This window comes from Lysinibacillus sp. LK3 (genome assembly GCF_001043675.1).
Lineage (GTDB): Bacteria > Bacillota > Bacilli > Bacillales_A > Planococcaceae > Lysinibacillus > Lysinibacillus capsici.
In genome coordinates this window covers 157,718-181,098 of record NZ_LDUJ01000013.1, presented here as the reverse complement: position 1 = coordinate 181,098, position 23,381 = coordinate 157,718, and the positions used below count along the sequence as shown (strand labels likewise).

20 protein-coding genes are annotated in these 23,381 nt (G+C 38.6%); 16 read left to right on the top strand and 4 right to left on the bottom strand.

From position 1 onward, the window contains the following. Positions 1–13 precede the first annotated feature (13 nt). Positions 14–1,118, top strand: a protein-coding gene (gene prfB / locus VK91_RS07755; RefSeq protein ID WP_369700614.1) for a peptide chain release factor 2 whose coding sequence is annotated in 2 segments (ribosomal slippage) — positions 14–88 and positions 90–1,118 — 1,104 coding nt in all. Because the reading frame shifts where the segments join, the coding sequence is not laid out codon by codon here. A gap of 43 nt (positions 1,119–1,161) precedes the next feature. Here the strand turns inward: prfB and VK91_RS07750 are convergent. After that, a complete protein-coding gene (locus VK91_RS07750; RefSeq protein WP_048392055.1) occupies positions 1,162–1,671 on the bottom strand; it encodes a competence protein ComK in 510 nt (169 codons plus the stop codon). 227 nt (positions 1,672–1,898) lie between these two features. Here VK91_RS07750 and VK91_RS07745 point away from each other — a divergent pair, with 227 nt between their 5' ends. From VK91_RS07745 to VK91_RS07715, 7 genes are all read left to right on the top strand, one after another. Further along, positions 1,899–2,147, top strand: coding sequence for an IDEAL domain-containing protein (locus VK91_RS07745; RefSeq protein WP_048392054.1), 249 nt, complete (start codon positions 1,899–1,901; stop codon positions 2,145–2,147). 430 nt (positions 2,148–2,577) lie between these two features. Beyond that, the gene (gene uvrB / locus VK91_RS07740; protein ID WP_048392053.1) at positions 2,578–4,557 is read left to right on the top strand and encodes an excinuclease ABC subunit UvrB; all 1,980 of its coding nucleotides are present in this window, start codon (positions 2,578–2,580) and stop codon (positions 4,555–4,557) included. 7 nt (positions 4,558–4,564) lie between these two features. After that, positions 4,565–7,432 (top strand): excinuclease ABC subunit UvrA, encoded by a 2,868-nt coding sequence (gene uvrA, locus VK91_RS07735; RefSeq protein ID WP_048392052.1) that lies wholly within the window; start codon positions 4,565–4,567, stop codon positions 7,430–7,432. 283 nt (positions 7,433–7,715) lie between these two features. Continuing rightward, positions 7,716–8,903 (top strand): DUF4097 family beta strand repeat-containing protein, encoded by a 1,188-nt coding sequence (locus VK91_RS07730; RefSeq protein ID WP_048392051.1) that lies wholly within the window; start codon positions 7,716–7,718, stop codon positions 8,901–8,903. A 242-nt stretch (positions 8,904–9,145) separates the two neighbouring features. Beyond that, positions 9,146–9,832 carry a cell division ATP-binding protein FtsE gene (ftsE, locus tag VK91_RS07725; RefSeq protein ID WP_016991524.1) on the top strand — a complete coding sequence of 229 codons (687 nt, stop codon included), beginning with the start codon at positions 9,146–9,148 and terminating at the stop codon, positions 9,830–9,832. Beyond that, positions 9,822–10,706, top strand: a complete 885-nt coding sequence (gene ftsX, locus VK91_RS07720; RefSeq protein WP_004227513.1) for a permease-like cell division protein FtsX — start codon at positions 9,822–9,824, stop codon at positions 10,704–10,706. Before ftsE ends, ftsX begins: the two co-directional genes overlap by 11 nt. A 53-nt stretch (positions 10,707–10,759) precedes the next feature. Beyond that, positions 10,760–12,067, top strand: a complete 1,308-nt coding sequence (locus VK91_RS07715; protein WP_048392050.1) for a murein hydrolase activator EnvC — start codon at positions 10,760–10,762, stop codon at positions 12,065–12,067. A 26-nt stretch (positions 12,068–12,093) separates the two neighbouring features. Here VK91_RS07715 and VK91_RS07710 read toward each other — a convergent pair whose 3' ends face one another. Beyond that, positions 12,094–12,519 carry a hypothetical protein gene (locus tag VK91_RS07710; RefSeq protein WP_231595613.1) on the bottom strand — a complete coding sequence of 142 codons (426 nt, stop codon included), beginning with the start codon at positions 12,517–12,519 and terminating at the stop codon, positions 12,094–12,096. 202 nt (positions 12,520–12,721) lie between these two features. On the opposite strand from VK91_RS07710, the gene VK91_RS07705 reads away from it, so the two are divergent. From VK91_RS07705 to VK91_RS07685, 5 genes are all read left to right on the top strand, one after another. After that, the gene (locus VK91_RS07705) at positions 12,722–13,354 is read left to right on the top strand and encodes a hypothetical protein (RefSeq protein WP_048392049.1); all 633 of its coding nucleotides are present in this window, start codon (positions 12,722–12,724) and stop codon (positions 13,352–13,354) included. Continuing rightward, positions 13,351–13,938 carry a redoxin domain-containing protein gene (locus tag VK91_RS07700; protein WP_048392048.1) on the top strand — a complete coding sequence of 196 codons (588 nt, stop codon included), beginning with the start codon at positions 13,351–13,353 and terminating at the stop codon, positions 13,936–13,938. The genes VK91_RS07705 and VK91_RS07700 overlap by 4 nt, the downstream gene beginning before the upstream one ends. Positions 13,939–14,158: 220 nt before the next feature. Further along, a complete protein-coding gene (locus VK91_RS07695) occupies positions 14,159–15,601 on the top strand; it encodes a S41 family peptidase (RefSeq protein WP_048392047.1) in 1,443 nt (480 codons plus the stop codon). A 122-nt stretch (positions 15,602–15,723) separates the two neighbouring features. Continuing rightward, on the top strand, positions 15,724–16,905 hold the full coding sequence (locus tag VK91_RS07690) for a PDZ domain-containing protein (protein WP_048392046.1): 1,182 nt from the start codon (positions 15,724–15,726) through the stop codon (positions 16,903–16,905). Next, positions 16,905–17,126 (top strand): DUF2198 family protein, encoded by a 222-nt coding sequence (locus tag VK91_RS07685; protein ID WP_004227503.1) that lies wholly within the window; start codon positions 16,905–16,907, stop codon positions 17,124–17,126. The genes VK91_RS07690 and VK91_RS07685 overlap by 1 nt, the downstream gene beginning before the upstream one ends. A gap of 34 nt (positions 17,127–17,160) precedes the next feature. On the opposite strand, the gene VK91_RS07680 is transcribed toward VK91_RS07685, so the two are convergent. Together VK91_RS07680 and VK91_RS07675 are read right to left on the bottom strand one after the other, a co-directional pair. Beyond that, positions 17,161–17,487, bottom strand: a complete 327-nt coding sequence (locus VK91_RS07680; protein ID WP_048392045.1) for an AzlD domain-containing protein — start codon at positions 17,485–17,487, stop codon at positions 17,161–17,163. Further along, positions 17,484–18,218, bottom strand: coding sequence for an AzlC family ABC transporter permease (locus VK91_RS07675; protein ID WP_048392044.1), 735 nt, complete (start codon positions 18,216–18,218; stop codon positions 17,484–17,486). Before VK91_RS07675 ends, VK91_RS07680 begins: the two co-directional genes overlap by 4 nt. A gap of 124 nt (positions 18,219–18,342) precedes the next feature. Between VK91_RS07675 and VK91_RS07670 the strand changes: the two genes are divergently transcribed. The 3 genes from VK91_RS07670 to addB all read left to right on the top strand — a co-directional run bounded on the left by VK91_RS07670 (position 18,343) and on the right by addB (position 23,380). Then, positions 18,343–18,894: a helix-turn-helix domain-containing protein gene (locus VK91_RS07670; protein WP_048392043.1), complete on the top strand. Its 552-nt coding sequence runs from the start codon at positions 18,343–18,345 to the stop codon at positions 18,892–18,894. Positions 18,895–18,905: 11 nt separating this feature from the next. Then, a complete protein-coding gene (locus tag VK91_RS07665) occupies positions 18,906–19,544 on the top strand; it encodes a TVP38/TMEM64 family protein (protein ID WP_004227497.1) in 639 nt (212 codons plus the stop codon). A 326-nt stretch (positions 19,545–19,870) separates the two neighbouring features. After that, complete coding sequence (gene addB / locus VK91_RS07660; RefSeq protein WP_048392041.1) at positions 19,871–23,380, top strand: helicase-exonuclease AddAB subunit AddB; 3,510 nt, start codon at positions 19,871–19,873, stop codon at positions 23,378–23,380. Position 23,381: the final 1 nt, after the last annotated feature.

Here is a 23,381-nt window from a genome sequence, read left to right as displayed (position 1 = left end):
GGAGGATTTAACGATGATTGAATTAGCAGATGTACGCAATGTGTTAGACACTACAGCCAAAAAATTGGCGGACTTTAGGGGGTCTCTTTGACTTAGAGAACAAAGAGGCACGTATTCAAGAGCTAGATGAAATGATGCTAGAGCCAGGCTTTTGGGATGATCAGCAAGGTGCTCAGGTGATTATCAATGAAGGAAATGGCTTAAAAGCTATTGTCAATGAATATAAAGATTTAGTGGAAGTACATGAAAATTTAGATATGACACTGGAACTTTTGCGTGAAGAACCAGACGAAGAATTACAAGAAGAACTAGGCAAAGAACTAGCAGAATTCCAACAAAAGATGGCTGATTTTGAGCTTCAATTACTGCTAAGTGGCCCATACGATCAAAACAATGCCATTTTAGAGCTGCATCCTGGTGCTGGTGGTACGGAGTCACAGGACTGGGGTTCAATGCTATTACGTATGTATACACGATGGGCTGAGAAGCGTGGATTTAAAGTGGAAACAGTGGACTATCTACCAGGAGATGAAGCTGGGATTAAATCTGTAACATTGTCGATTAAAGGTCACAATGCTTTCGGTTATTTACAAGCGGAAAAGGGTGTGCATCGTCTAGTACGTATTTCTCCATTTGATTCGTCTGGCCGCCGTCATACGTCCTTCGTTTCCTGTGATGTTATGCCAGAGTTTGACGACAATATAGAAATCGATATTCGTACAGAGGATTTAAAAATTGATACGTATCGTGCAACAGGTGCAGGTGGTCAGCATATTAATACGACAGATTCTGCCGTTCGTATTACGCATATTCCTACTGGTACGATCGTACAATGTCAAGCTGAGCGCTCCCAGATTAAAAACCGTGAAAAAGCGATGACGATGTTAAAAGGGAAGCTATATCAACTAGAACTTGATAAACAGCAGGCACAATTAGATGAAATACGCGGTGAGCAAAAAGAAATAGGCTGGGGCTCCCAAATTCGTTCGTATGTCTTCCACCCATACTCGATGGTGAAGGATCATCGTACAAATGAAGAAACAGGTAATGTGGGTGCTGTGATGGATGGCGATTTAGATCCATTTATTAATGCCTATTTACGTTCAAAAATAAATTAATACCCAGATTCCCCAAGAGTGAGATGCTCTTGGGGAATTTTTGTTAAAAGGGTGGATGATAGGGTGCATCTTGGCTCAGCTGTTTTCGTTCATTCATGTAATATTTATACAGCATAGATGCATTAAGAAATTGTTTACTAATGGAAGCATAACGAATAGGTAGTTCGATTTGTTTATCATTTTTTAACGTTACAATACACCCCAATTCACTAGGAGTAATATTAATAATTGCATGAAGCCCTATCCATATATTGTGAATGGAGCTGGGTGAATAAGTTGGCAAAAAAATACAGGGATAACCATAATCAAAGGCCACGACGATTGGTAGCTTGTGTTGATTGCCGAAAAAACGTTTAGCCGATTGTTTTGCGGCTTCATAAGTTGATCCTAATGAGAGACAGGATTTTCGAAGGACATGCATCGGTTTGCGTGTAACAATCAGCTCATTATGCTTATCAATCACGTGCGTGAAGACTTTGGAGTCATGCTGAATAGGTTGCAGCAAATAAGTATTGAATGAAATTAAGTAGCCGTTTACAAAGTTAGTTGTCATATAGGGAGTGCCTCCTTTTTTCTAGTTATAACGGTAGTGTAAAACAGAATATGACTTTCTTAAATTAAATGAAATAGTTGAAAATCGTTCAGAAAAGCACGAAATGCCTAGAGAATTTGCTCTAAATATCAATTGATTAATAGCTAATCCAAGATATTTTCGAATCGTAAGCATTGCTTTTTAATTTCAATTTTCATATAATTTAGAAAAGGATCGAGGTGAGATCGTTGGATAAATATTATTCGTATACAGATTTTCTGAAAGCCGTTGGTCAGTCGAAAAAAGTTGATGAGGCAGAGAAATTATTAAACGAGATTTATTTAGATTTATTTTTAAATCGTATCCAGCGTATGCATCGGCAAGAGCAGCTCATGGTTCTGATAGATAGAGCACTCGATGAAAAAGATGAAAACGCATTTTATCAATACGCATCCGAACTAACTTCCTTACACCAAACAGAAGATGAATCATGTTGACGAACCCGCTCTCCATATCTATTGGAGAGTGGGATTTTTTTGCTTTTGAAAATATTTGCAGAGGATGTGAAGATTGTATGTTTTGGTTAGAAGAAGTGATCTTGCTTATAGAATGGGGAAAGTCATTTAAAAAGTTTGAGACGCTGTTTATAAAAAAGTGAGAGTCGCTCTAAAAAGTACATAGCCCGGCTCCTGAGAGAGTGTGAGCTGCACATAAAGCAAAACAGGAAATCCCATCCATCGATGAAGCTTGAAAACCTAATAAAACGGCTATTATAAGAGTAACAAGTTAAATTGACTGTATTGTTATGTAATAAAAATTTTAGAGATGAAAAAAATTTTTACAAACATTCGTTCGTTAAATGTTCGAAATTTTAATATTGCTATGCTAAAATATATGTACAAATTGGAAGAAAGGACGGGGACATGAGTGCAAACATTTGATTTACAAGCGCCATATCAGCCTAACGGGGATCAGCCACAGGCCATTGCGGAATTAGTGGAGGGTGTGAAAGCAGGCAAACGTCATCAAACATTGCTTGGTGCTACTGGAACAGGTAAGACGTTTACCATTTCGAATGTCATCCAGCAAGTCAAAAAACCAACACTAATTATGGCACACAATAAAACACTAGCTGGCCAGTTGTATAGTGAATTTAAAGAGTTCTTCCCAAATAACGCCGTTGAATATTTTGTCAGCTACTATGATTACTACCAACCAGAAGCTTATGTACCGCAGACAGATACCTATATAGAAAAAGACTCTAGCATTAACGATGAAATTGATAAGCTGCGTCACTCTGCTACTTCTGCATTGTTTGAGCGTGAGGATGTCATTATTATTGCATCTGTGTCCTGTATCTATGGTTTAGGTTCTCCCGAAGAATATCGAGAAATGGTTGTTTCCATTCGTACGGGTATGGAAATTGAACGTAATCAGCTACTGCGCAAGCTTGTAGACGTTCAGTATGAGCGAAATGATGTTAGTTTTACTCGCGGAACATTTCGGGTACGTGGAGATGTAGTGGAAATCTTCCCAGCCTCTCGTGATGAGCATTGTATTCGTGTGGAATTTTTTGGGGATGAAATCGATCGCATTCGTGAGGTAGATGCACTAACGGGAGAGATTTTATCGGATCGAGAGCATGTTGCTATTTTCCCTGCATCTCACTTCGTTACACGAGAAGAGAAAATGCGTAAAGCGATTGAAAACATTGAAAAAGAATTAGAGGAACGACTTGCATTATTACGTGCAGAAGATAAATTACTAGAGGCACAGCGTTTAGAACAGCGTACACGCTATGATTTAGAGATGATGCGTGAAATGGGCTTTTGCTCTGGGATTGAAAACTATTCACGTCATTTAACATTGCGTGAAGCAGGTGCTACTCCATATACTTTGCTAGATTATTTCCCCGAAGACTTTTTACTTGTGGTTGATGAAAGTCACGTAACACTTCCACAGGTTCGAGGAATGTACAATGGTGACCAAGCACGTAAAGGAGTGCTCGTAGAACATGGCTTCCGATTGCCATCTGCTCTAGATAACCGTCCATTACGTTTTGAAGAGTATGAAAACCGCGTACATCAAGCGATCTATGTATCAGCCACACCAGGTCCTTATGAACTGGAGCATACACCAGAAATGGTAGAGCAAATTATCCGTCCAACTGGATTATTAGATCCATTAATTGATGTACGTCCTATTGAAGGTCAAATTGATAATTTAATTGATGAAATACAAAATCGAATTGCGCGTGATGAGCGAGTTTTAGTGACAACGCTAACGAAGAAAATGTCTGAGGATTTAACGGCTTACCTGAAGGAAATGGGCTTAAAAGTTGAATACTTACATTCAGAAATTAAGACACTAGAACGTATTGAAATTATCCGTGAGCTACGCAAAGGAACGTATGATGTGCTAATAGGTATTAATCTATTGCGTGAAGGTCTTGATATCCCTGAAGTGTCCCTTGTGGCAATTTTAGATGCTGATAAAGAAGGATTTTTACGTTCAGAGCGTTCATTGATTCAAACCATTGGTCGTGCTGCTCGAAACGCGAATGGTCATGTCATTATGTATGCAGACCATGTAACAGACTCGATGAAAAAGGCGATTGATGAAACGAAACGTCGTCGTGCGTTACAAATGGCTTATAACGAGGAGCATGGCATAACACCTCAAACGATCATTAAGAAAATCCCAGATGTGATTCGTGCAACACAAGTAGCAGAAGAAGAGGAATCCTATGTAACAAAGGCAACAAAAGGCAAAAAGCTGACAAAGGCGGAAAGAGAACAGCTCTTAGCTTCCCTAGAAGTCGAAATGAAGGAAGCAGCAAAAGCGCTTGATTTTGAACGTGCGGCTGAGTTACGAGATACAATATTTGAATTGAAGGTAGAAGGGTGAATGACTTGTGAAAAATACTGAAATTGTCGTGCAAGGCGCACGTGCTCATAATTTAAAAAATATCAATGTCACAATTCCACGTGACCAATTAGTCGTTTTAACAGGATTATCAGGCTCTGGAAAGTCTTCTCTAGCATTTGACACAATTTATGCGGAGGGCCAACGTCGTTATGTTGAGTCCCTCTCCGCCTATGCCCGCCAATTTCTTGGACAAATGGATAAACCAGATGTCGATGCAATAGAAGGCTTGTCGCCTGCTATTTCCATTGACCAAAAAACAACTAGTCGTAACCCGCGATCTACTGTCGGTACGGTAACGGAAATCTATGATTACCTACGTTTACTTTATGCACGTATTGGTAAACCGATTTGTCCAAATCATGGCATAGAAATCACTTCCCAAACGATTGAGCAAATGGTGGATCGTTTATTAACCTATCCTGAGAGAACTAAGATGCAGCTCCTTGCACCAATGGTTTCTGGACGTAAGGGTACCCATGTTAAACTGCTAGAAGATTTAAAAAAGCAGGGGTTTGTTCGTGTACGAATTGATGGGGAATTGCGTGATTTAGATGATGCTATCGAACTTGATAAAAATAAAAAGCATTCCATCGAAGTAGTAGTGGATCGTGTTGTTATGAAGGAAGGGATTGCTGCTCGTCTGAGTGATTCTTTAGAAACGGCTTTACGCCTGGCAGATGGACGTGTGCTTGTCGATGTGATGGAACATGAAGAGTTACTATTTAGTGAGCATCATGCCTGCCCATTATGTGGTTTTTCTATTGGTGAGTTAGAGCCTCGTATGTTTTCATTTAATAGTCCGTTTGGTGCTTGTCCAAGCTGTGATGGCTTAGGTTCAACACAAGAGGTAGATTTAGATTTAGTGGTGCCTGATTGGGATCGTTCTTTGTTAGAGCATGCCATCGCACCATGGGAACCAACAAGTTCGCAGTACTACCCACAATTACTAAAAGCTGTATGTGATCATTACGATATTCCAATGGACGTGCCTGTGAAGGATTTGCCAAAGGAAAAGATGGATAAAGTTTTATATGGCTCTGGAAAAGACAAGATACACTTCCATTATGAAAATGAGTTTGGCAATGTGCGAGATCAAATGATTGAATTTGAAGGGGTGGTGCGCAATGTTGAGCGTCGTTTTAAAGAGACGACATCCGATTATGTTCGTGAGCAGATGGAAAAATACATGGCACAGCAGGCTTGCCCTTCATGTAAAGGGTATCGTTTAAAGCCTGAGACGCTAGCAGTGAAAGTAGCTGATAAACATATCGGTGAGGTCACACAATATTCAATACAGGAAGCAGACACTTTCTTTAAAGAGCTTGATCTCTCTGAAAAGGATATGCAAATTGCTCGATTAGTTTTACGAGAAATCGAAGAACGATTGGGCTTCCTTGTGAATGTTGGTTTAGACTATTTAACATTGAGTCGTGCAGCAGGTACATTATCTGGTGGAGAGGCACAACGTATTCGCCTTGCTACACAAATTGGTTCACGATTAACGGGAGTCCTCTATATTTTAGATGAGCCTTCGATTGGTTTGCATCAGCGAGATAATGATCGACTGATTAGCACATTACAAAATATGCGTGACATTGGAAATACGCTGATTGTGGTAGAGCATGATGAAGATACGATGCTTGCTGCAGATTATCTCATCGATGTAGGACCTGGAGCAGGCGTCCATGGCGGTCAAATTGTGGCAGCAGGTACACCACAGGAAGTTATGAATAATGAAAAATCCTTAACTGGACAATATTTAAGTGGTAGAAAGTTTATTCCTTTACCAATTGAAAGACGCCAACCAAATGGTCGAAAGCTCTCCATTAAAGGTGCCAAGGAAAATAATTTACGCAATGTTAAAGTAGATGTTCCATTAGGCTTATTTGTAGCAGTGACAGGTGTGTCTGGTTCAGGGAAATCTACACTGATAAATGAAATTTTATATAAATCTTTGGCACAGAAGCTTAATCGTTCAAAGGTTAAGCCTGGCGAGCATAAAGAAGTGACAGGTATCGATGAGCTTGAAAAAGTAATCGATATTGATCAATCGCCAATTGGTCGTACACCTCGTTCAAACCCAGCAACTTATACAGGTGTTTTTGATGATATTCGCGATGTTTTCGCAGCAACAAATGAAGCAAAGGTACGAGGCTATAAAAAAGGACGCTTTAGCTTTAATGTCAAGGGCGGTCGTTGTGAAGCATGTCGTGGTGACGGCATTATTAAAATTGAAATGCATTTCCTTCCAGATGTTTATGTACCATGTGAAGTATGTCACGGCAAACGTTATAACCGTGAAACACTTGAAGTGAAGTATAAAGATAAGAGTATTGCAGATATTCTCGATATGACAATTGAAAATGCAGTAGTGTTCTTTGAAAATATTCCAAAGATCCAGCGTAAGCTACAAACGATTGTTGATGTGGGGTTGGGTTATATGAAATTAGGGCAACCAGCCACAACCTTATCGGGTGGTGAGGCGCAGCGTGTAAAACTAGCCTCTGAATTACATCGACGCTCAACAGGGAAATCCTTCTATATTTTAGATGAACCAACGACAGGATTACATGCCGATGATATTGCTCGTTTACTTGTCGTTTTACAGCGTCTTGTTGAAAACGGTGATTCGGTATTAGTTATTGAGCATAACTTGGATGTGATTAAAACAGCTGATTATATCATTGACTTAGGTCCAGAAGGCGGAGACAAAGGTGGTACGATTGTTGCAACTGGTACACCTGAAGAGGTAGTAGAAGTAGCAGGCTCCTATACAGGCAAATACTTAAAACCAATTCTGGAACGTGATCGTATGAGAATGGATGCATTGCTAGCAGAAGCTACTAAGTCTTAAGGGTTTTACATTCGAACGGAAATGATTAATCTGGATTGAAAGGTGATCTTAAATTGGGGAAAGTCGCTCAATCCAGATTGAAAATGATTCGAAATGTGAAGAACCCACTAAAACAGAGGTCAGAAGTGATCCAACTAATCTAAAAAACGAGCAATAAAATCTTCAGAGGTAAAAGCCTGTCGATGTTGAAATGAAAAGACCCAATTTATTCAATTTTGCAGTGAAACTTTTCACATGATGAATCGTATAAATAGTATAACGAACTGAGGGAGGCTATTTATTTATGCAAAATGAACGTCAACGAATTTTAGAACTTGTAGAAAAAGGAACAATTTCGGCACAAGAGGCGATTATATTATTAGAAGCATTAGAGCAACCTGGCAAGTCTACTCAACATGTTATGAATGATGTGTCGAAAGAGACGCAATCCTTTTCAAATGAAAAAGAGCCATTATTTGAAGAAAAATCAAAAGATGGTGACAAGAAAAAAGATGATTTTATGAAATACTTCCAAGATGAAATGCAGGATTTTCGTAAGGATTTAACGCAAATCGGTTCTCTTTTTATGGATATGATGAATACGGCTGTTAAAAAGGTAAAGGAATTTGATGTAGCTTCTCCATTTGGAGATAAAATTGAATTTACCCATACAGAAGAAGTGGCTGCTGCCAATGTGGACAATATTATTGTTGAATTACCGAATGGTAACTTCTCATTGGAATCCAGTGAAGGGGAAACTATTCAGGTGATTTGCAAGGTAAAGGCACCTTTGATGAACGAAAGTGAAGAAGAAACTCGTAATCACTTCTTAGAGCAATTTGTTGTGAAAGAAGAAGCGCAATCACTTCGTATTTTGAGCCAATTAAAGCTTGTTCAAGTCAATGTGAAGGTGCTAGTACCAAAGGATAAACTTGAAAAATTATCTGTTCGTCTAATGAATGGTAGTGTTTCATTACAGGATACAGAATTTGAAGAATTAAAAGTGAAAACGTTAAACGGTGCCATTAAAGGTACGAAATTTAATTTTGGAAAAGCTGAAGTGGATTCTTCTAATGGTTCCATTGAATTAACGAATGTTCGAGGTAAGGATTTAGAGGCTGAAACATTGAATGGGCGTGTTTATTTGGATGGTGCATTGGATGAAGTTGAAGCTAAGTCTGTCAATGGACATGTAGTCGTAACAACATGCTCGACAAATTCTTCTAAAATTAAAGCTCAAACAGTTGCTGGAGCAGTGGAATTATATGTCCCACGAACAATTTCATTGAGCGGTAAAGTCGTAACGAATTTCGGTAAAGTGGATGTGGGTATCCAGGATGTTTCTAAAATGGAGTCACAAGATCAATTCTTATCCAAAGTAGTCCGTTTCGACAAAGAAGTTGAAAATGCGAATCGCCTATTTATCGAGGGTGAATCGAAAACTGGTGCTGTTTTAGTGCGCTACACAACAACAGATGAACAACAAATTTAACAGTAGAAGCATTCAAGGTAAAGCTTGAATGCTTTTTCTTTTCAAACAGGATTCGACCTAGCACATAGAGGCGAATCTTGTTTTTATTTTTGTCATATTTTTAAGGATAATGGCAAGGAAAGAATGAAATAGAAGGAACTGCCACGGATTGAAATGAAACTGTAATAAAAAAACAGAAATAGAGTGCTATAATAGTAAAAGAAATACCTCTTACATAGATGAGAGTTTTAGGTGGTTTAATCATGATAGAAATGAAAAATGTGACAAAGAAATACCCAAACGGTGTTGTTGCGACAAATGGTATTTCCGTTAATATAAAGCAAGGCGAATTTGTGTATGTAGTTGGCCCAAGTGGGGCAGGGAAATCCACATTTATTAAATTGATGTACCGTGAAGAAAAAGCAACATCAGGACAAATAATTGTAAATGGTATTGATTTAGCAACTTTAAAGAATAAGAAGGTCCCTTTTTTGCGCCGTCAACTTGGTGTAGTTTTCCAAGATTTCAAATTGCTACCTCGTTTGAATGTCTATGAGAATGTAGCGTTTGCGCTTGAAGTAATAGAGGAAAAGCCAGATGAAATCCGACGTCGGGTTATGGAAGTGCTAGAACTAGTTGGATTGAAGCATAAAGCAAGAATGTTTCCAAATGAACTTTCAGGAGGAGAGCAGCAACGAGTATCGATTGCTCGTTCAATCGTCAATGTCCCAAAAGTGGTGATTGCAGATGAACCTACAGGGAATCTTGACCCTGAAACATCATGGGAAATTATGAATTTATTTGAGGAAATTAATGCACGTGGGACAACGATTGTAATGGCAACCCACAACCGTGAAATTGTAAATACGATTCGACGTCGTGTTATTGCAATTGAAGGCGGCTTAATTGTCCGTGATGAACACGGAGGTGAATACGGCTATGAAATTTAGTACAGTAAAGCGCCACTTCCGGGAAAGTATCAAATCACTTGGTCGAAATAGCTGGATGACCATTGCCTCTGTCAGTGCCGTTACCGTTACGCTCATTCTAGTAGGTGTTTTTGCGCTTATTATGATGAATTTAAATAAAGTAGCAACGGATTTAGAAAATGATGTCGAAATTAAAGTGTTAATTGATGAAACAGCAGATGAAGCTGCTGAAAAAGCACTCATCGAAAAAGTCAAAAAATTGCCTGGTGTCTCCGAGATGACGTATTCCACTAAGGAAGATGAGTTAACCAAGCTAGTAAAAGACTTCGGTGATGATTTTAAACTATTTGAACAAAGTAACCCTTTACGTAACGTTATTTATGTAAAAGCTGCTGATCCACAGCAAACAGCAAAAGTTGCGAAAACCATTGATAAATATGAGTATACATATGATGTAATGTATGGCGAAGGAAAAGTTGAAAAACTATTTAACTTCTTAAATATTAGTCGTAATGTAGGAATCGTACTTATTTTAGGGTTATTATTTACGGCAATTTTCTTAATTTCGAATACAATTCGTATAACGATTATAGCTCGACGTGATGAAATAGAAATTATGAAACTTGTAGGGGCTACAAATTCATTCGTGCGTATCCCATTCTTATTAGAAGGTATGTGGCTTGGAATTTTAGGTTCAATTATTCCGATTGCGGTTGTCACGACCCTTTACCACAATATTTATAAAATTATTGCACCACGTTTACAAGGAGAGCTTGTTCAATTACTAGATTTTTCTCCACTTGTGTATCAGGTAAGCGGTCTTCTGTTACTCATTGGTGTACTGATCGGTATTTGGGGAAGTTTCATGTCAGTACGTAAGTTTTTAAAAATTTAGTCACAACGGATATTTGTGAAAAAGAAAAGAATAGTCGAAGGGGAGTTCAATCGGTGAAAAGTAAGGCGAAAAACATATTAAAAACACTTGCAGCAGCATCTGCTCTAATTCTTTTTATCCAAACCCCATCAGCATATGCAACAAGTTTATCGGATTTAAAAGAAGAAAAGAAACAAGTTGAAACAAAGAAGAATCAGTTAAATTCATCTATCAGCAATAAATCAAATGCAATTACAGCTAATCAAGAAAAGCAACAACAAATCTTAGATCAAATTCAAGCATTGAACGCTGAAATCGACAAAACTAATAGTAATATTAAAAAAGTACAAGCAGATATTCGGGCAACAAATGAGGAAATTAAAAAGTTAGAAGCTTCTATTGAAGAGCTTTTGCATAAAATTGAAGAGCGCGATTTATTGTTACAAGAACGTGCACGTGCCATTCAAGCTGGGGGCTCTGTAAGTTATTTAGATGTTTTGCTAGGCTCTAATAGTTTTGTAGACTTTATTGATCGTTTCTCTGCAGTTAATGCATTATTGGAAGCGGATCGTCAAATTATTCAAGATCAAAAAGATGATAAACAAAAATTAGAAGAGCAAAAGCAAAGTGTAGAAGAGAAACGTAAAAACCTAGAAGGTAAAAAAGCTGAGCTTGAACGATTAAAAGCATCATTAGACAGTCAAAAAACTGAGAAAAATAAACTAGTAGACCAATTAGAAAAAGAGCAAGAAAAGCTGAAATCAGAAAAGGTATTACTTGAAAAAGAATACTCAGAGGCTTTGGAAGTAAGTCAGGAATTGCAAGATCAAATTATTGCTGAACAAAATCGTTTGGCTGAAATTGCACGTCAGCAAGAGGCAAAACGTAAAGCAGCCGCCGCGGCCGCGGCAGCTGCTGCTGCTAACAATGGTGGCGGATCATCTGGTGGTACAGTCCATGCGCCTCAATCAAACGGAACTTGGATAAAACCAACGAATGGTCGCTTAACATCACCATATGGTTGGCGAAATCTTGGAGCAGGTCCTGAATTCCATTATGGTGTCGACCTTGCAAATGCAACGGGAACACCAATATGGGCAGCAGCAGATGGCGTTGTTTCTTACGCAGCACCACTTAGTTCGTATGGTAATGTTGTCATTGTAACGCACTCTATCGATGGACAAATTTACACAACCGTTTATGCACATTTAAGTGCATTTAATGTTAGTGTAGGACAAGAAGTAACACAAGGTCAGCAAATTGCAGCCATGGGTAGTACAGGTCGCTCTACTGGCCCACACTTACACTTTGAAGTGCATATTGGTCCTTGGAAAGGACAAGCAGTCGGCAGTGTAAATCCACTGAAATATATTCCATTGTAAACATAAAAGCTATACACTAGCGTTTTCTAGTGTATAGCTTTTAATATTTCATCGAATGTTTCACCATTCATCAACTTATAGGTTTGCCCATTAATAGCCAATAAGCCATTTTTGAAGAACAGTATTTTTAATGTATGGTCAAAATAAGTAAGATCCAATTGATAGACAACATCAGCTTTTTTGTTATTTAATAAGGTTCTTTTTACTTCCAAAGTACGTAAGTCTAAACGCAAACATCTTAATCGTAGATTTTCACGATTGATAATGGTAAAGCTTTTATTGGTACCAATGTCAACTTTCCAAATCGTTATCTTATTTACTATTTCTAGAAGATATTTATTAGGTGAAAAATCTTGTAGTAAATTCTTTGTTCGATACTCTGAGTACAGCATCAGAACACTAATACTAAGACAAATAGCAGCAATCCATAGTATAAGTCGCTTTGAAAACATAACTCCTCCCCTTTTCTCATTTTACGAAATATTCCATTGAAAGTTTCATCGCTATTATAAGATTCTAAATAATGTTATGATGAATATATACTTAGTGGGGTATTTTTATTGTTGTTATTTCTGAAGATTTTCTTAAAACAGTGTGAAATAGTCTTTTTTTAAAAAGGTTCTATGCTATGCTTTCGGAGGAGGATTCGTTGAATTGATAAATACAGAGTGGTACTCAATCCGTACATTAACTTTACCAGCTACTGCAGTCGCTTTACTTATTACTTTTTTTATTGTGTGGCTTATCTTGCGCTTACAATTTTCTAAAAAGTGGTCTGAGCTATATAGTGATGCCATTTTCACCTTTATTATTGTTTGGAAGTTAAGTTTGCTTGTAACAGATTTCAAAACGGTAGTAAACAATCCAATTACATTGCTTTATTTTAATGGCGGAACAATGGGTGTTCTTCTCGGTGTCATTGTAGCATCTTTGCAAATATGGAGAAAGCGACAGAGTCTACAGCTTGAGGAACAAGAGATGATAGCTGGTAGCTGGGCTATTATTCTCACGCAATCCATTTATCAAATGCTTGCTGTGCTATTTAATGACAACAACACATCAAGTGAAGTTATAACATTAGCTGTGCTAAGTGTAGTCACGCTCGTCATATTATGGAGATTAGTAGCGGTGAAACAAGCTCTCATACTCTATACAATTAGCTATTTGATAGTGGCTATCTTCCAGCCGCTTGGTATAGGGCAAACAGCTGTGGCTGTCAGTGTAATACTACTTTGTTTGGGCTTAACTATTCAGCATGAACGAATCAATGTGGGAGGTAAGAAATGAAAAAAAATATTGGACTGCTGATCGTTGTGCTATTAGTGGTTGCGATGATTGGTACATATGTAAAACAACAAATTGACGAAGAACGTGCTATTGATAAATCGGCCCTAGGTAAGGATATGGAGGAGCTAGAAACCGGCTTAAGCAAAGGCGATATACCGCCTGATTTCACCTTAACAAGCTTAGACGGGGAAGATATCACGTTAAGCGATCTTCGTGGAAAAAAAGTCGTTTTAAATTTCTGGGCGACATGGTGCCCACCTTGTAAGGCGGAAATGCCTCATATGCAAAGCTTCTATGATGAGTATGCAAAAGAGAAAAACGTTGAAATTATAGCGGTCAATTTAACAGAAGCCGAACGTGATGTGACCGCTGATGCCAAAGTGGACACAGTGATGACATTTAGAGATAGCTTTGAGCTAACGTTCCCTATTTTATTGGACCCTGACAATGAAGCTGGCTTGAATTATCAAGTCATCACGATTCCAACCACTTATTTTATTGATTCCAAGGGCCTCATTCAACGCGCCATCAGAGGACCAATGGACGTGGATATGTTAAATGATTATGTAGATGCACTAGATTGATTCATAAAAAATCTGCTCGTTTTCTATAGTGGAAACAAGCAGATTTTTTTATTTTTCATAAATCAAGGTGAATACTCGCGGGAACCAAGGTATATCCGTGCGAATCAACAGCCAACATCCATGTGTAAAGTGAAATATTCTCTCTTAACAAATTTGAAAGGTAATTTTGTATGTTTGAAAAAATAGAGTCATACAGTAAAAGAGACGGAGGAGGGAAGATTTGCGCAAATTAACAGCCGGTGTCGGAGTCCTACTTAGTAGTTTGGTGGTGGGCAGTGGTATTTACTTTGATTGGTTTAATATTGGCGATAAAAAGGAGCCTGTTACGGAGGTTGATACTATTGGTGAGGCTATGACAATCATTGAAGAAAAATCAGTATACAGTACAAAAAAGGATGAATTAGTGGAAGGGGCTCTTCGTGGGATGGCTGATGCCATTAAAGATCCTTATAGTACGTATTACTCCAAGGAAGAGGCTGAGCAACATCGGCAAATGCTAGCTGAAGAACGAGTAGGCATCGGTATTGAACTAACCGAAAATAAAGGGAAGTTTATCGTTGTGTCACCTGTTCGCTCATCACCAGCAGAGAAAGCAGGCATGCGTTCACTCGATGAAATTGTACAAGTTGATGGGGTACGGATTGATGGGAAAACGATGAGTGAATTAATGCATTTAATTCAAGGTGAAAAGGGAACGAAAGTAACCATTGTTGTCTATCGTCCAAGTGAAGATAAGCATATTAAGATGACGATGGAGCGTGCAGCAATTTCCAATAAAACGGTAACTAGTGAGGTAGTGAAGGTAGAAGATACAGCTATTGGCTATGTAGTGATCTCATTATTCGGTGAAAAAACCGCCAATGAATGGGTGGCAGAAACGAGTAAATTACTTCGTAAAGATGTGGAAGGAATTGTGATCGATGTACGGGATAATCCAGGTGGTTATTTACATAGCGTCGCAGCGCTACTGAGCACAGTATTGGACAATGGCAAAGTATTTGCATATATGCAAAATGCGGAAGGTGCTATGGAACCATTAAAAACGCAAACAAAAGGCTTTGATGAAAAATATATAGAAACGATGAATAAAATTCCAATTGTTGTTTTGCAAAATCAAGGTAGTGCATCTGCTAGTGAAGTATTAAGCGGTGCTTTAAAAGGCTGGGGACGCGCTTCACTTGTTGGGGTTAAGAGCTTTGGAAAAGGGACTGTACAAGAATCTTGGGAGCTTTCCAATGGCGGCGAGCTTAAATTATCAACCAACAAATGGCTAACACCAAAACGTGAATGGATTCATGGGCAGGGCATTGAAGCTAGTTTAATGATTGAGCAAAATGAATTATTTGCTTTTCAACTTCATCCACTAACAGGTAAGTTTAAAGTGGGTGATATGAGTGAAGAGATTTCCTATTCACAAAACGCCTTGCAGAAACTAGGCTATCAAATCGATCGTTTAGATGGCTATATGGATGAAACGACCGCAGAGGCCGTTAATCTTTATCGTAAACAGAAAAAATTAAAACTAGCAGAAGATGAATTTTATATGGACACGACTTTCTTTAATAGTTTAAACGAAACGTTAAAGGATTTTAAAGCCGATCGTCAAAATGACCAACAATTCCAAATGGCCACTAGTTTTTTACTGCATACGATTGACCAATAAAACTCGCAGACAGAACAAAAATACCATAATACAAAGCTTTCTATGAGTTTGTACTACGCAAGCGTGTAGTCCTTTGATACAATAAATTCATAGTATTCAAGATAGAAATGGCGGGTGTTCGTATGGTTAGTGAGATATTAATAGAAATTGTAACAGCGATTGGCCGCTTTTTACTCAACCCATTACTATATATAGTCATAATATTTGCTATTATTTTAGGTTATCGTCGAGTAAAACAGGAGCGTAAATATTTTAATAGACGTATTATTTGGGGCTGGACGGAGCTAATCGGACAATGGAAAGATGGGTGGATCTATGCACTAATTATTTCTATCATTAGTATTGGAGCAGGTCTAACTGTCCCAAAGGAATTTTTAATCATTTTAACGGCAGTTTCTATAGTAGCACTTATCTTGTTTGTCATGAATGCAATGTCGCCTATTTTGACAATGGGGATTGCCACACTTGCCATATGGGGTATGTCCTATTACAATTGGTCATTTTCCTGGTGGGAAATTTCGGTAGAGGCTGTCCATTTAGAGAGTGGCGCAATTGTGACAATTACCATTCTTGCGGGCCTTTGTGTTATTGCAGAAGGGCTATTAATTCGACGTATGGCGATGAAGGTTACAACACCTTGTATTGAGAAAACGAAGCGGGGTATGCAGGCAATTGTCTATCGGTCAAAAAATGTATGGGTATTACCTATTTTCTTTGTTATTCCTGGTGATGCGATCTCGGCTATATTCCCATATTGGCCACAGTTTACGATAGGTCATAATAGCTTTGCAATTGTGTTATTTCCACTTGTCATTGGCTTTACTAAACTGACAAGAAAGGAATTACCAGCTTACATGTATCCAAAAATTGGCCGACCTGTCTTTTTACTAGGACAGCTTATTTTAATAGGAGGATTGGCTGCATATTTTGAGCCTGTGATTGGCTTCATTACACTTGCTGTTGGTGTAATTATCCGCATTATAATTGCTATCTACTTTGCACAACAGGAAAAAACAGATCATTATGCAGTTGCGCCAAGTACGAAGGGGGCTATTATTGCAGCCGTTCTTCCTGATTCACCTGCTGAGAAGATGGGCTTACTTGCAGGAGAATGTATCCGCAAAGTAAATGGTGTGTCAATTTTTACAGAAAATGAGTTATATGAAGCACTGCAATTAAACGCAGCTCATTGTCGTCTAGAGGTTTTAGACCGAAACAATGAATTACGTTTAACACAACATGTGATTTATAGCAATGATCATTACCGTATTGGATTATTATTAGCTGAGCCGAGGGAAGTATAATGGACGTTTTTGGGAAAATGATGCTAGCATTATTCATACCAGCTTTATTGGTATTACTATTCACTAGAATTACCTATAACCGCTATGTTGCATTATTATTAGCCATTGCACTTATTGCTGCCTCTGTATATGCAGGCTATACATCCCCACCTATTATTTTCGTTATCGATGCATTTTCATTAACAGTAGGCTTTTGGCTAGCAAGTAAAATGAATAAATAAGGAAAGGTCAGTCCAGGCAATAGGACTGACCTTTTTACATGAAAAATCGCACTGCTGCCATAATGATTACTCCTGCAACTACTGTAATCGATAAGCTTTTTGTGACAAGGGCAATAATAAGAGTAGGAACAAATGTAATAAAGACTGGCCAATCAAGTGTCACTACTTTGCCGCTTTCAGTATCTATTAAATTTTCAATGACAAGAGCACTTAATATACAAACAGGAATAAAACTAAGCCATTTTAGCACAACATCAGGTAGTGTTACACTACGCACAAAAATAAATGGAATGACACGCGGTAGCCATGTTACAAGTGCGCAGCCGATAATAAGCCAGACCATATAAGAAGTTGTTGTCATTTATCTGTCACCACCCCAATTGTTGCGACAATCACGGTTGCCAGTAGCACAGCCACATGTGAAGGGACTACATAAGAAAGACCGTACATAATAACCGCCATATAGCCAATTAACTTGATATAATGCATGATTTTACTTTTACCAACACTGCTCAATTGCAAAACTAAAAGTGCAACAAACATGGCAACCAAGGCAAAATCTAAACCCCATTTTTCAGGATTTGCTACCCACTGTCCTAAAAAGGCACCCGTAACACAGGAAAGAATCCAGAAGATATAGGCTGTTATATTTAACCCATCCATCCATTTACCATATAATTTACCTGTTTGCATTTGCTTTGTGACTGCTACACCAAAGGTTTCATCCGTTAATAATGTACCAAAGCCAACATTTCTAAGCATGGAGTAGCGCGTAAAATGAGGTGCTAATGTTAAACTCATTAATAAATGGCGTAGATTCACTACGAAAATGGTTACAATGATAGCAGAGGCAGGGCTACTTGTTAAAAGAAGTGCACAAAAAATAAATTGTGCAGAACCTGCGTAAATCAGTATCGTTAATAGCGCGATTTCAAGGACAGATAACCCTGAAGCGGAACCTACAACCCCAAATGCAAGTCCTATACTAATATAACCGAGTAATGTAGGCACGCAATCTTTCACGCCTTGTAAAAAACTGTCATTGGAAGAGCTTGTTGTGTCATCATGTTGAAGCTCTGTTGTACTTGTCATAAATAGGTCATCCTTTCTTGATAATTTCCATGTATACTATTGATGGAATTGTTTGATAGTTCTTGATGTTTATTAAAGTATACATATGTCTGATAAAATAAACAATAGAAATTGGTGAGTAAAGATGGAACAAATGAGTCGAAATTTAGCATTTCAATTAAAGAAAATTAGACAGCAACGTCATTTAAGTCTCGATGATGTGGCCAAAGCGACAGGTGTCAGTAAAGCACAGCTTGCACAAATCGAAAAAGGAGAGGCCAATCCAACTGTTTCAACAATTTGGAAAATTGCAGCGGGTATGCGTATGTCATTCTCTTCATTATTACAGCCACCAACTGCCCATTACATGCGTTATAGCAGTAAAGATGTACCACATGTAGATGAGGATGAGGGACGCTATCGTGTTTACTCCATAATTCCGTATAATCCAGAGCGAGGCTGGGAGTTTTATAAGGTTGAAATGGAGCCAGGGGCAGTTAGTAGGAGTGAAGCCCATACAGAAGGGGTAGAGGAAACTGTAATGGTTATTAAAGGACAAGCAGTTATTTCTGCTGGAGACATGCATGAATTACTAGATGAAGGGGATACACTAGTATTCTCAGGGCATCAACCCCATGAATATCGCAATACTTCAGAAGGGTTAACAATTTTTCATTTAATTTTACAGTATAAATAGAGGTGTCGATATTGAATGAATGGTTTACTGTAGAAAATATTGAACAGGTTGCGGCACAGTATCGAACGTTCGGCCCAATCATTGGTTTACTGCTCCCGTTTTTAGAGGCGTTTTTACCATTCCTACCATTAGTCGTATTCGTTGTGGCGAATGCCAGTGCATTCGGCTTATGGCTAGGATTTCTATTATCTTGGCTAGGCTCTGTAGCTGGCTCCTATGCGGTTTTCTTACTTGTGCGTCATTTTGGCAAACATCCAAGATTACAATTTTTAACAGGTAGTAAAAAAGTACAGAAGCTTATTAAATGGGTGGATATGAATGGCATCAGCCCTCTTTTTGTCCTCCTCTGCTTCCCTTTTACACCATCTGTGATTGTCAATATTGTAGCGGGATTGTCACATATCCATAAAAAATTTTACTTAATCGTTTTGCTTGCAGGAAAGTTTGTCATGATTTTAGGTATGAGTGTATTGGGCTATGATTTAAAATCGCTCTTGACAAGCCCAGTGAGATTGATAATTGCAGCTGTGGCCATTGTTATTTTGTGGTGGGTCGGTAAGTTGATAGAGAAGCGTTTGAATGCCCGTGTAGAAAGAGATTTAAAGCAAGCGCGAAATTTGACGAAAAAGCAGGACCACCATGCCAGTTAAGTAAATAAACTGTAGCCTCTTTCATTATGTGAAGAGGCTGCTTTTTTGTGTAATAAATAAACCTTTTTATAGGTAGGTGAAGGTTGATAGATAGTATTTACTAGTTTTTTTCGATAGAATTTAAGATGGATGATTTATGTTGTTTTTAGTAGGCTGGGAAAACTGCTCCACCATAGATGAGAAACGATCAATAGTCTGGAGAAGCCGCTCCAAAATAGATAAGAAGTAATCAATTCAGCGAAAGAATCGCTCAAATAAAAGTACAAATTTTTATTTCATTAAAAGAGACACCCGCAACAGCAAGTTAATGAGGAGGGGGAAAGTAAATGACATTGCGTATTGTTTCAGGACGTTCGGGAACAGGGAAATCAGCATTTATTCATCAGGAAATTGTTGAGCAATTAAAGACAGATCCATTGGGACATCCAATTTTCATTATAGTGCCTGACCAAATGTCTTATTCTACGGAATATGAGCTGACAAATAAGCATGGTTTACAAGGCTTGATTCGAGCACAGGTGATGACGTTTAAACGTTTAGCATGGTTGGTTTTACAGGAAACAGGAGGTATTGCTCGTAAAGAAGTGAATGGCTATGGGTATCGAATGCTTATACGTAAACTTTTGGAGGAACAAAAAAGCGAGTTTTCCTTATTTCGACAAGCAGCAGGAAAACGTGGCTTTACGGAGGAAATTGAAACCCTTTTAAGAGAATTTAGTCGCTATAGCGTCAATAGCTCAGTCTTGGCAGAGGTAACGGAATCGTTAAAGGCAATAGATGCACCTAATACATTGCAGGCGAAAGCGAATGATTTACATGTCGTTTTGCAGGCATTGGAGGAACGACTTGGTACGACCTATGTTGACAGCGAGGGCTATTATCCGATTTTAACGGAGCAACTGAAGTATGCAGAAACGATGAAGCAAGCGACCATCTATATTGATGGTTTCACCGCCTTCACTGTGCGAGAGTTAGAACTGGTTCGTGAATTGTTAAAGGTAACGAAGCAAGTAACTGTCGTCCTTCCATTTGATCATATGGATGAAGCCTTTGATGAACAAGCATTATTCCATGAAGCAGCGTTAACGAATCAACGTCTTCAGGATATAGCAAAAGAAGAGGGCATTGATGTTGAATTACCATTACATTTTTATAAGACTCAAAGATTTCATTCTAAAGATTTACAGCATGTGGAGGCAAAGTTTGCTGATTTGGAGCCCAAAACGATAAAAACTTCAGGAGATGTAACCGTGCTTGAAGCATCAAATCGTCGAGCAGAGATACATGCGATTGCCCGGGAAATAACAAAACTGACAAGAGAAGACGGTTTTCGCTATCAGGATATCGTACTTTTGTATAGACAAGCCGATCTCTACGATCCACTTATTACAAGTATTTTCCAACAATATGAAATTCCTATTTTTACAAATACAAAAAAGACAATGCTACATCATCCATTAATAGAGCTAAGTCGTTCAGCCTTGGAGGTTATGACCTCGAATTGGAAATATGAGCCAGTTTTCCGTAGTGTCAAAACCGATTTGTTTTTCCCATTACAAGCTGAGCTAACAATTTGGCGTGAGAGAGCAGATCGATTAGAAAATTATTGCTTGGCACAAGGCATCTATGGTGAACGATGGTTTGAGGAGGCACGTTGGTTTTATAAAAAATATCGAGGTCTAGAATTCCATTCGCGTGTACAAACAGATGAAGAGCGTGCAATGCAGGCAGAAATCGAGGCCATTCGAGATGAAATACGCCAACCTCTAAAACTTTTACAAGACAAGCTTGATAGCGCCAAAAATGGCAGAGATATTGCGACTGCTTTATTTGAACTTATAGAGTCATTACAGGTATATGATAAACTGCAAGCCATGAAAGATCGTGAGCTAGAGCGAGGTGACGCATTAGCTGCAAGTGAACATGAACAAGCTTGGAATGAATGGATTGCTGTTCTTGACCAATTCGTTTATATGTTTGGAGAGCAGGAGATGTCTGTAGAGCAAGCAGCCAAAATTCTTGATGAAGGCTTTGATACATTAGAATTTTCAAGAATTCCGCCAACCCTTGATGAAGTAATGGTGGCTACTGTTGATTTAGCTCGTTTATCCAATATCAAAGTCGCTTTTGTAATAGGAATGAATGATGGTGTTTATCCAACTCGGATGGAGTATGAGGGCTTGTTGTCAGATATCGAACGTGAATGGTTTAGTCAAATTGGCTATGAGCTTGCTCCTACCTCTACTAATCGTTTATTACAGGAAAATTTCTTGTTCTATCGCGCTATTACAACGCCATCTAACAAATTGTATATGACCTATCCTACGGCGGATGAGGAAGGCAAGGCACTTCTAGCCTCACTTTATATTAAGAAAATAATAGGAAATGACAAAAAGGCTGGCTTATTAAGTGGTGTTTCGATAGAACGAGTGGTAGTCGATCCAATTGAATTACTAGACGGGGATGTTTTACCATATTTACGCCATCCAAGGACTGCATTGGCACATCTAATGGTACAGCTACGTCAAGCTGAACATAGCCGTGAACTAGCGCCAGAATGGCTAGCTTTACAAAGATTTTATACACAAGATCCGTATTGGGCACTCATTTTCGACCGCGTACTTTATCCAATTACCCATAAAAATGAGGCTGAGCCACTTGAAACCTATATTACACAGGAATTATATGGTCAGAAGCTAACATCCAGTGTGTCGCGAATTGAGAAATACTTCAGATGTCCTTTTTCTCATTTCACTACGTATGGTCTACGTCTTGAAGAACGAGCTGAGTATCGGCTAGAAACGTTTGCAATGGGTGACTTATTCCATGAGGCATTAAAGTGGATTACAGAGGAAACACATCGTCAGCAATTATCTTGGATTCGTTTAACAACAAAGCAAATTAAACAATTAGCACGTCAAGCAGTAGAACAAATTGTTCCAGTCTTTTCCCATCAAATCCTATTATCCAGTGCCCGCTATCGCTATATTCAGCGTAAGCTAATTCGAATTGTTGAGCGTACAATGACAGCACTGACACAGCATGCAAATGTATCACACTTCAAACCAATTGCAATTGAGGCATCGTTTGGTCCTGGACAACATGAACAGCTACCACCATTAGAGATTGATTTGACTGGTGGTAAGAAAATGTTTATGCGTGGACGTATTGATAGAGTGGATAGTGCAACGATAGATGACCGCTCTTATTTGCGGATTGTCGACTATAAATCCTCAGCTCGTGACCTTGATTTAAATGAGGTTTATTACGGATTATCCTTACAGGTCCTAACGTATTTAGATGTTGCAATGGAAAATAGTTCATACTGGCTATCAGGTGAAGCAGAGCCAGCAGGGGTACTGTATGTCCATGTCCATAATCCGATGCTGAAGCTGGATAAAGATTTGACGGACAGTGAAATAGAAGAGGATCGTTTAAAGCAGTATAAAATGAAAGGTTTGCTATCTGAAAATGCTGAAGCGATTTTATCGATGGACGAGCAATTGGAAGAAAGTAGCGGACATTCAAAAATCATTCCTGTCTATATGAAAAAAGATGGGACACCGTCTGAGTCACAATCGCGTATAGTTCCTGTCAATGATATGAAAAAGTTGCAGCATTTTGTTCGTCGTAAACATCAGGAGGCAGGGAATGGTATCTTATCTGGTGATACGGCCATTAGCCCCTATAAATTAAAAGCCAAAACGGCATGTGATTATTGTCAATTTGCTGCGGTTTGCCAATTTGATCCATCAGATGGTAAACAAAACTATCGTCAATTAATGCAAGCAAAGCCGAATGATATTGTCGATAAAATTCGGAAGGAGATAGAATAGC

Excerpts from the sequence above, each read along its gene's own strand:
- VK91_RS07700 (WP_048392048.1), top strand. The coding sequence starts at position 13,351 with ATGAAAAAAAATATTGGACTGCTGATCGTTGTGCTATTAGTGGTTGCG.
- VK91_RS07710 (WP_231595613.1), bottom strand. The coding sequence starts at position 12,519 with ATGTTTTCAAAGCGACTTATACTATGGATTGCTGCTATTTGTCTTAGT.
- VK91_RS07670 (WP_048392043.1), top strand. The coding sequence starts at position 18,343 with ATGGAACAAATGAGTCGAAATTTAGCATTTCAATTAAAGAAAATTAGA.
- addB (WP_048392041.1), top strand. The coding sequence starts at position 19,871 with ATGACATTGCGTATTGTTTCAGGACGTTCGGGAACAGGGAAATCAGCA.
- VK91_RS07750 (WP_048392055.1), bottom strand. The coding sequence starts at position 1,671 with ATGACAACTAACTTTGTAAACGGCTACTTAATTTCATTCAATACTTAT.
- VK91_RS07675 (WP_048392044.1), bottom strand. The coding sequence starts at position 18,218 with ATGACAAGTACAACAGAGCTTCAACATGATGACACAACAAGCTCTTCC.
- ftsE (WP_016991524.1), top strand. The coding sequence starts at position 9,146 with ATGATAGAAATGAAAAATGTGACAAAGAAATACCCAAACGGTGTTGTT.
- VK91_RS07730 (WP_048392051.1), top strand. The coding sequence starts at position 7,716 with ATGCAAAATGAACGTCAACGAATTTTAGAACTTGTAGAAAAAGGAACA.
- VK91_RS07685 (WP_004227503.1), top strand. The coding sequence starts at position 16,905 with ATGGACGTTTTTGGGAAAATGATGCTAGCATTATTCATACCAGCTTTA.
- VK91_RS07680 (WP_048392045.1), bottom strand. The coding sequence starts at position 17,487 with ATGACAACAACTTCTTATATGGTCTGGCTTATTATCGGCTGCGCACTT.
- VK91_RS07690 (WP_048392046.1), top strand. The coding sequence starts at position 15,724 with ATGGTTAGTGAGATATTAATAGAAATTGTAACAGCGATTGGCCGCTTT.
- ftsX (WP_004227513.1), top strand. The coding sequence starts at position 9,822 with ATGAAATTTAGTACAGTAAAGCGCCACTTCCGGGAAAGTATCAAATCA.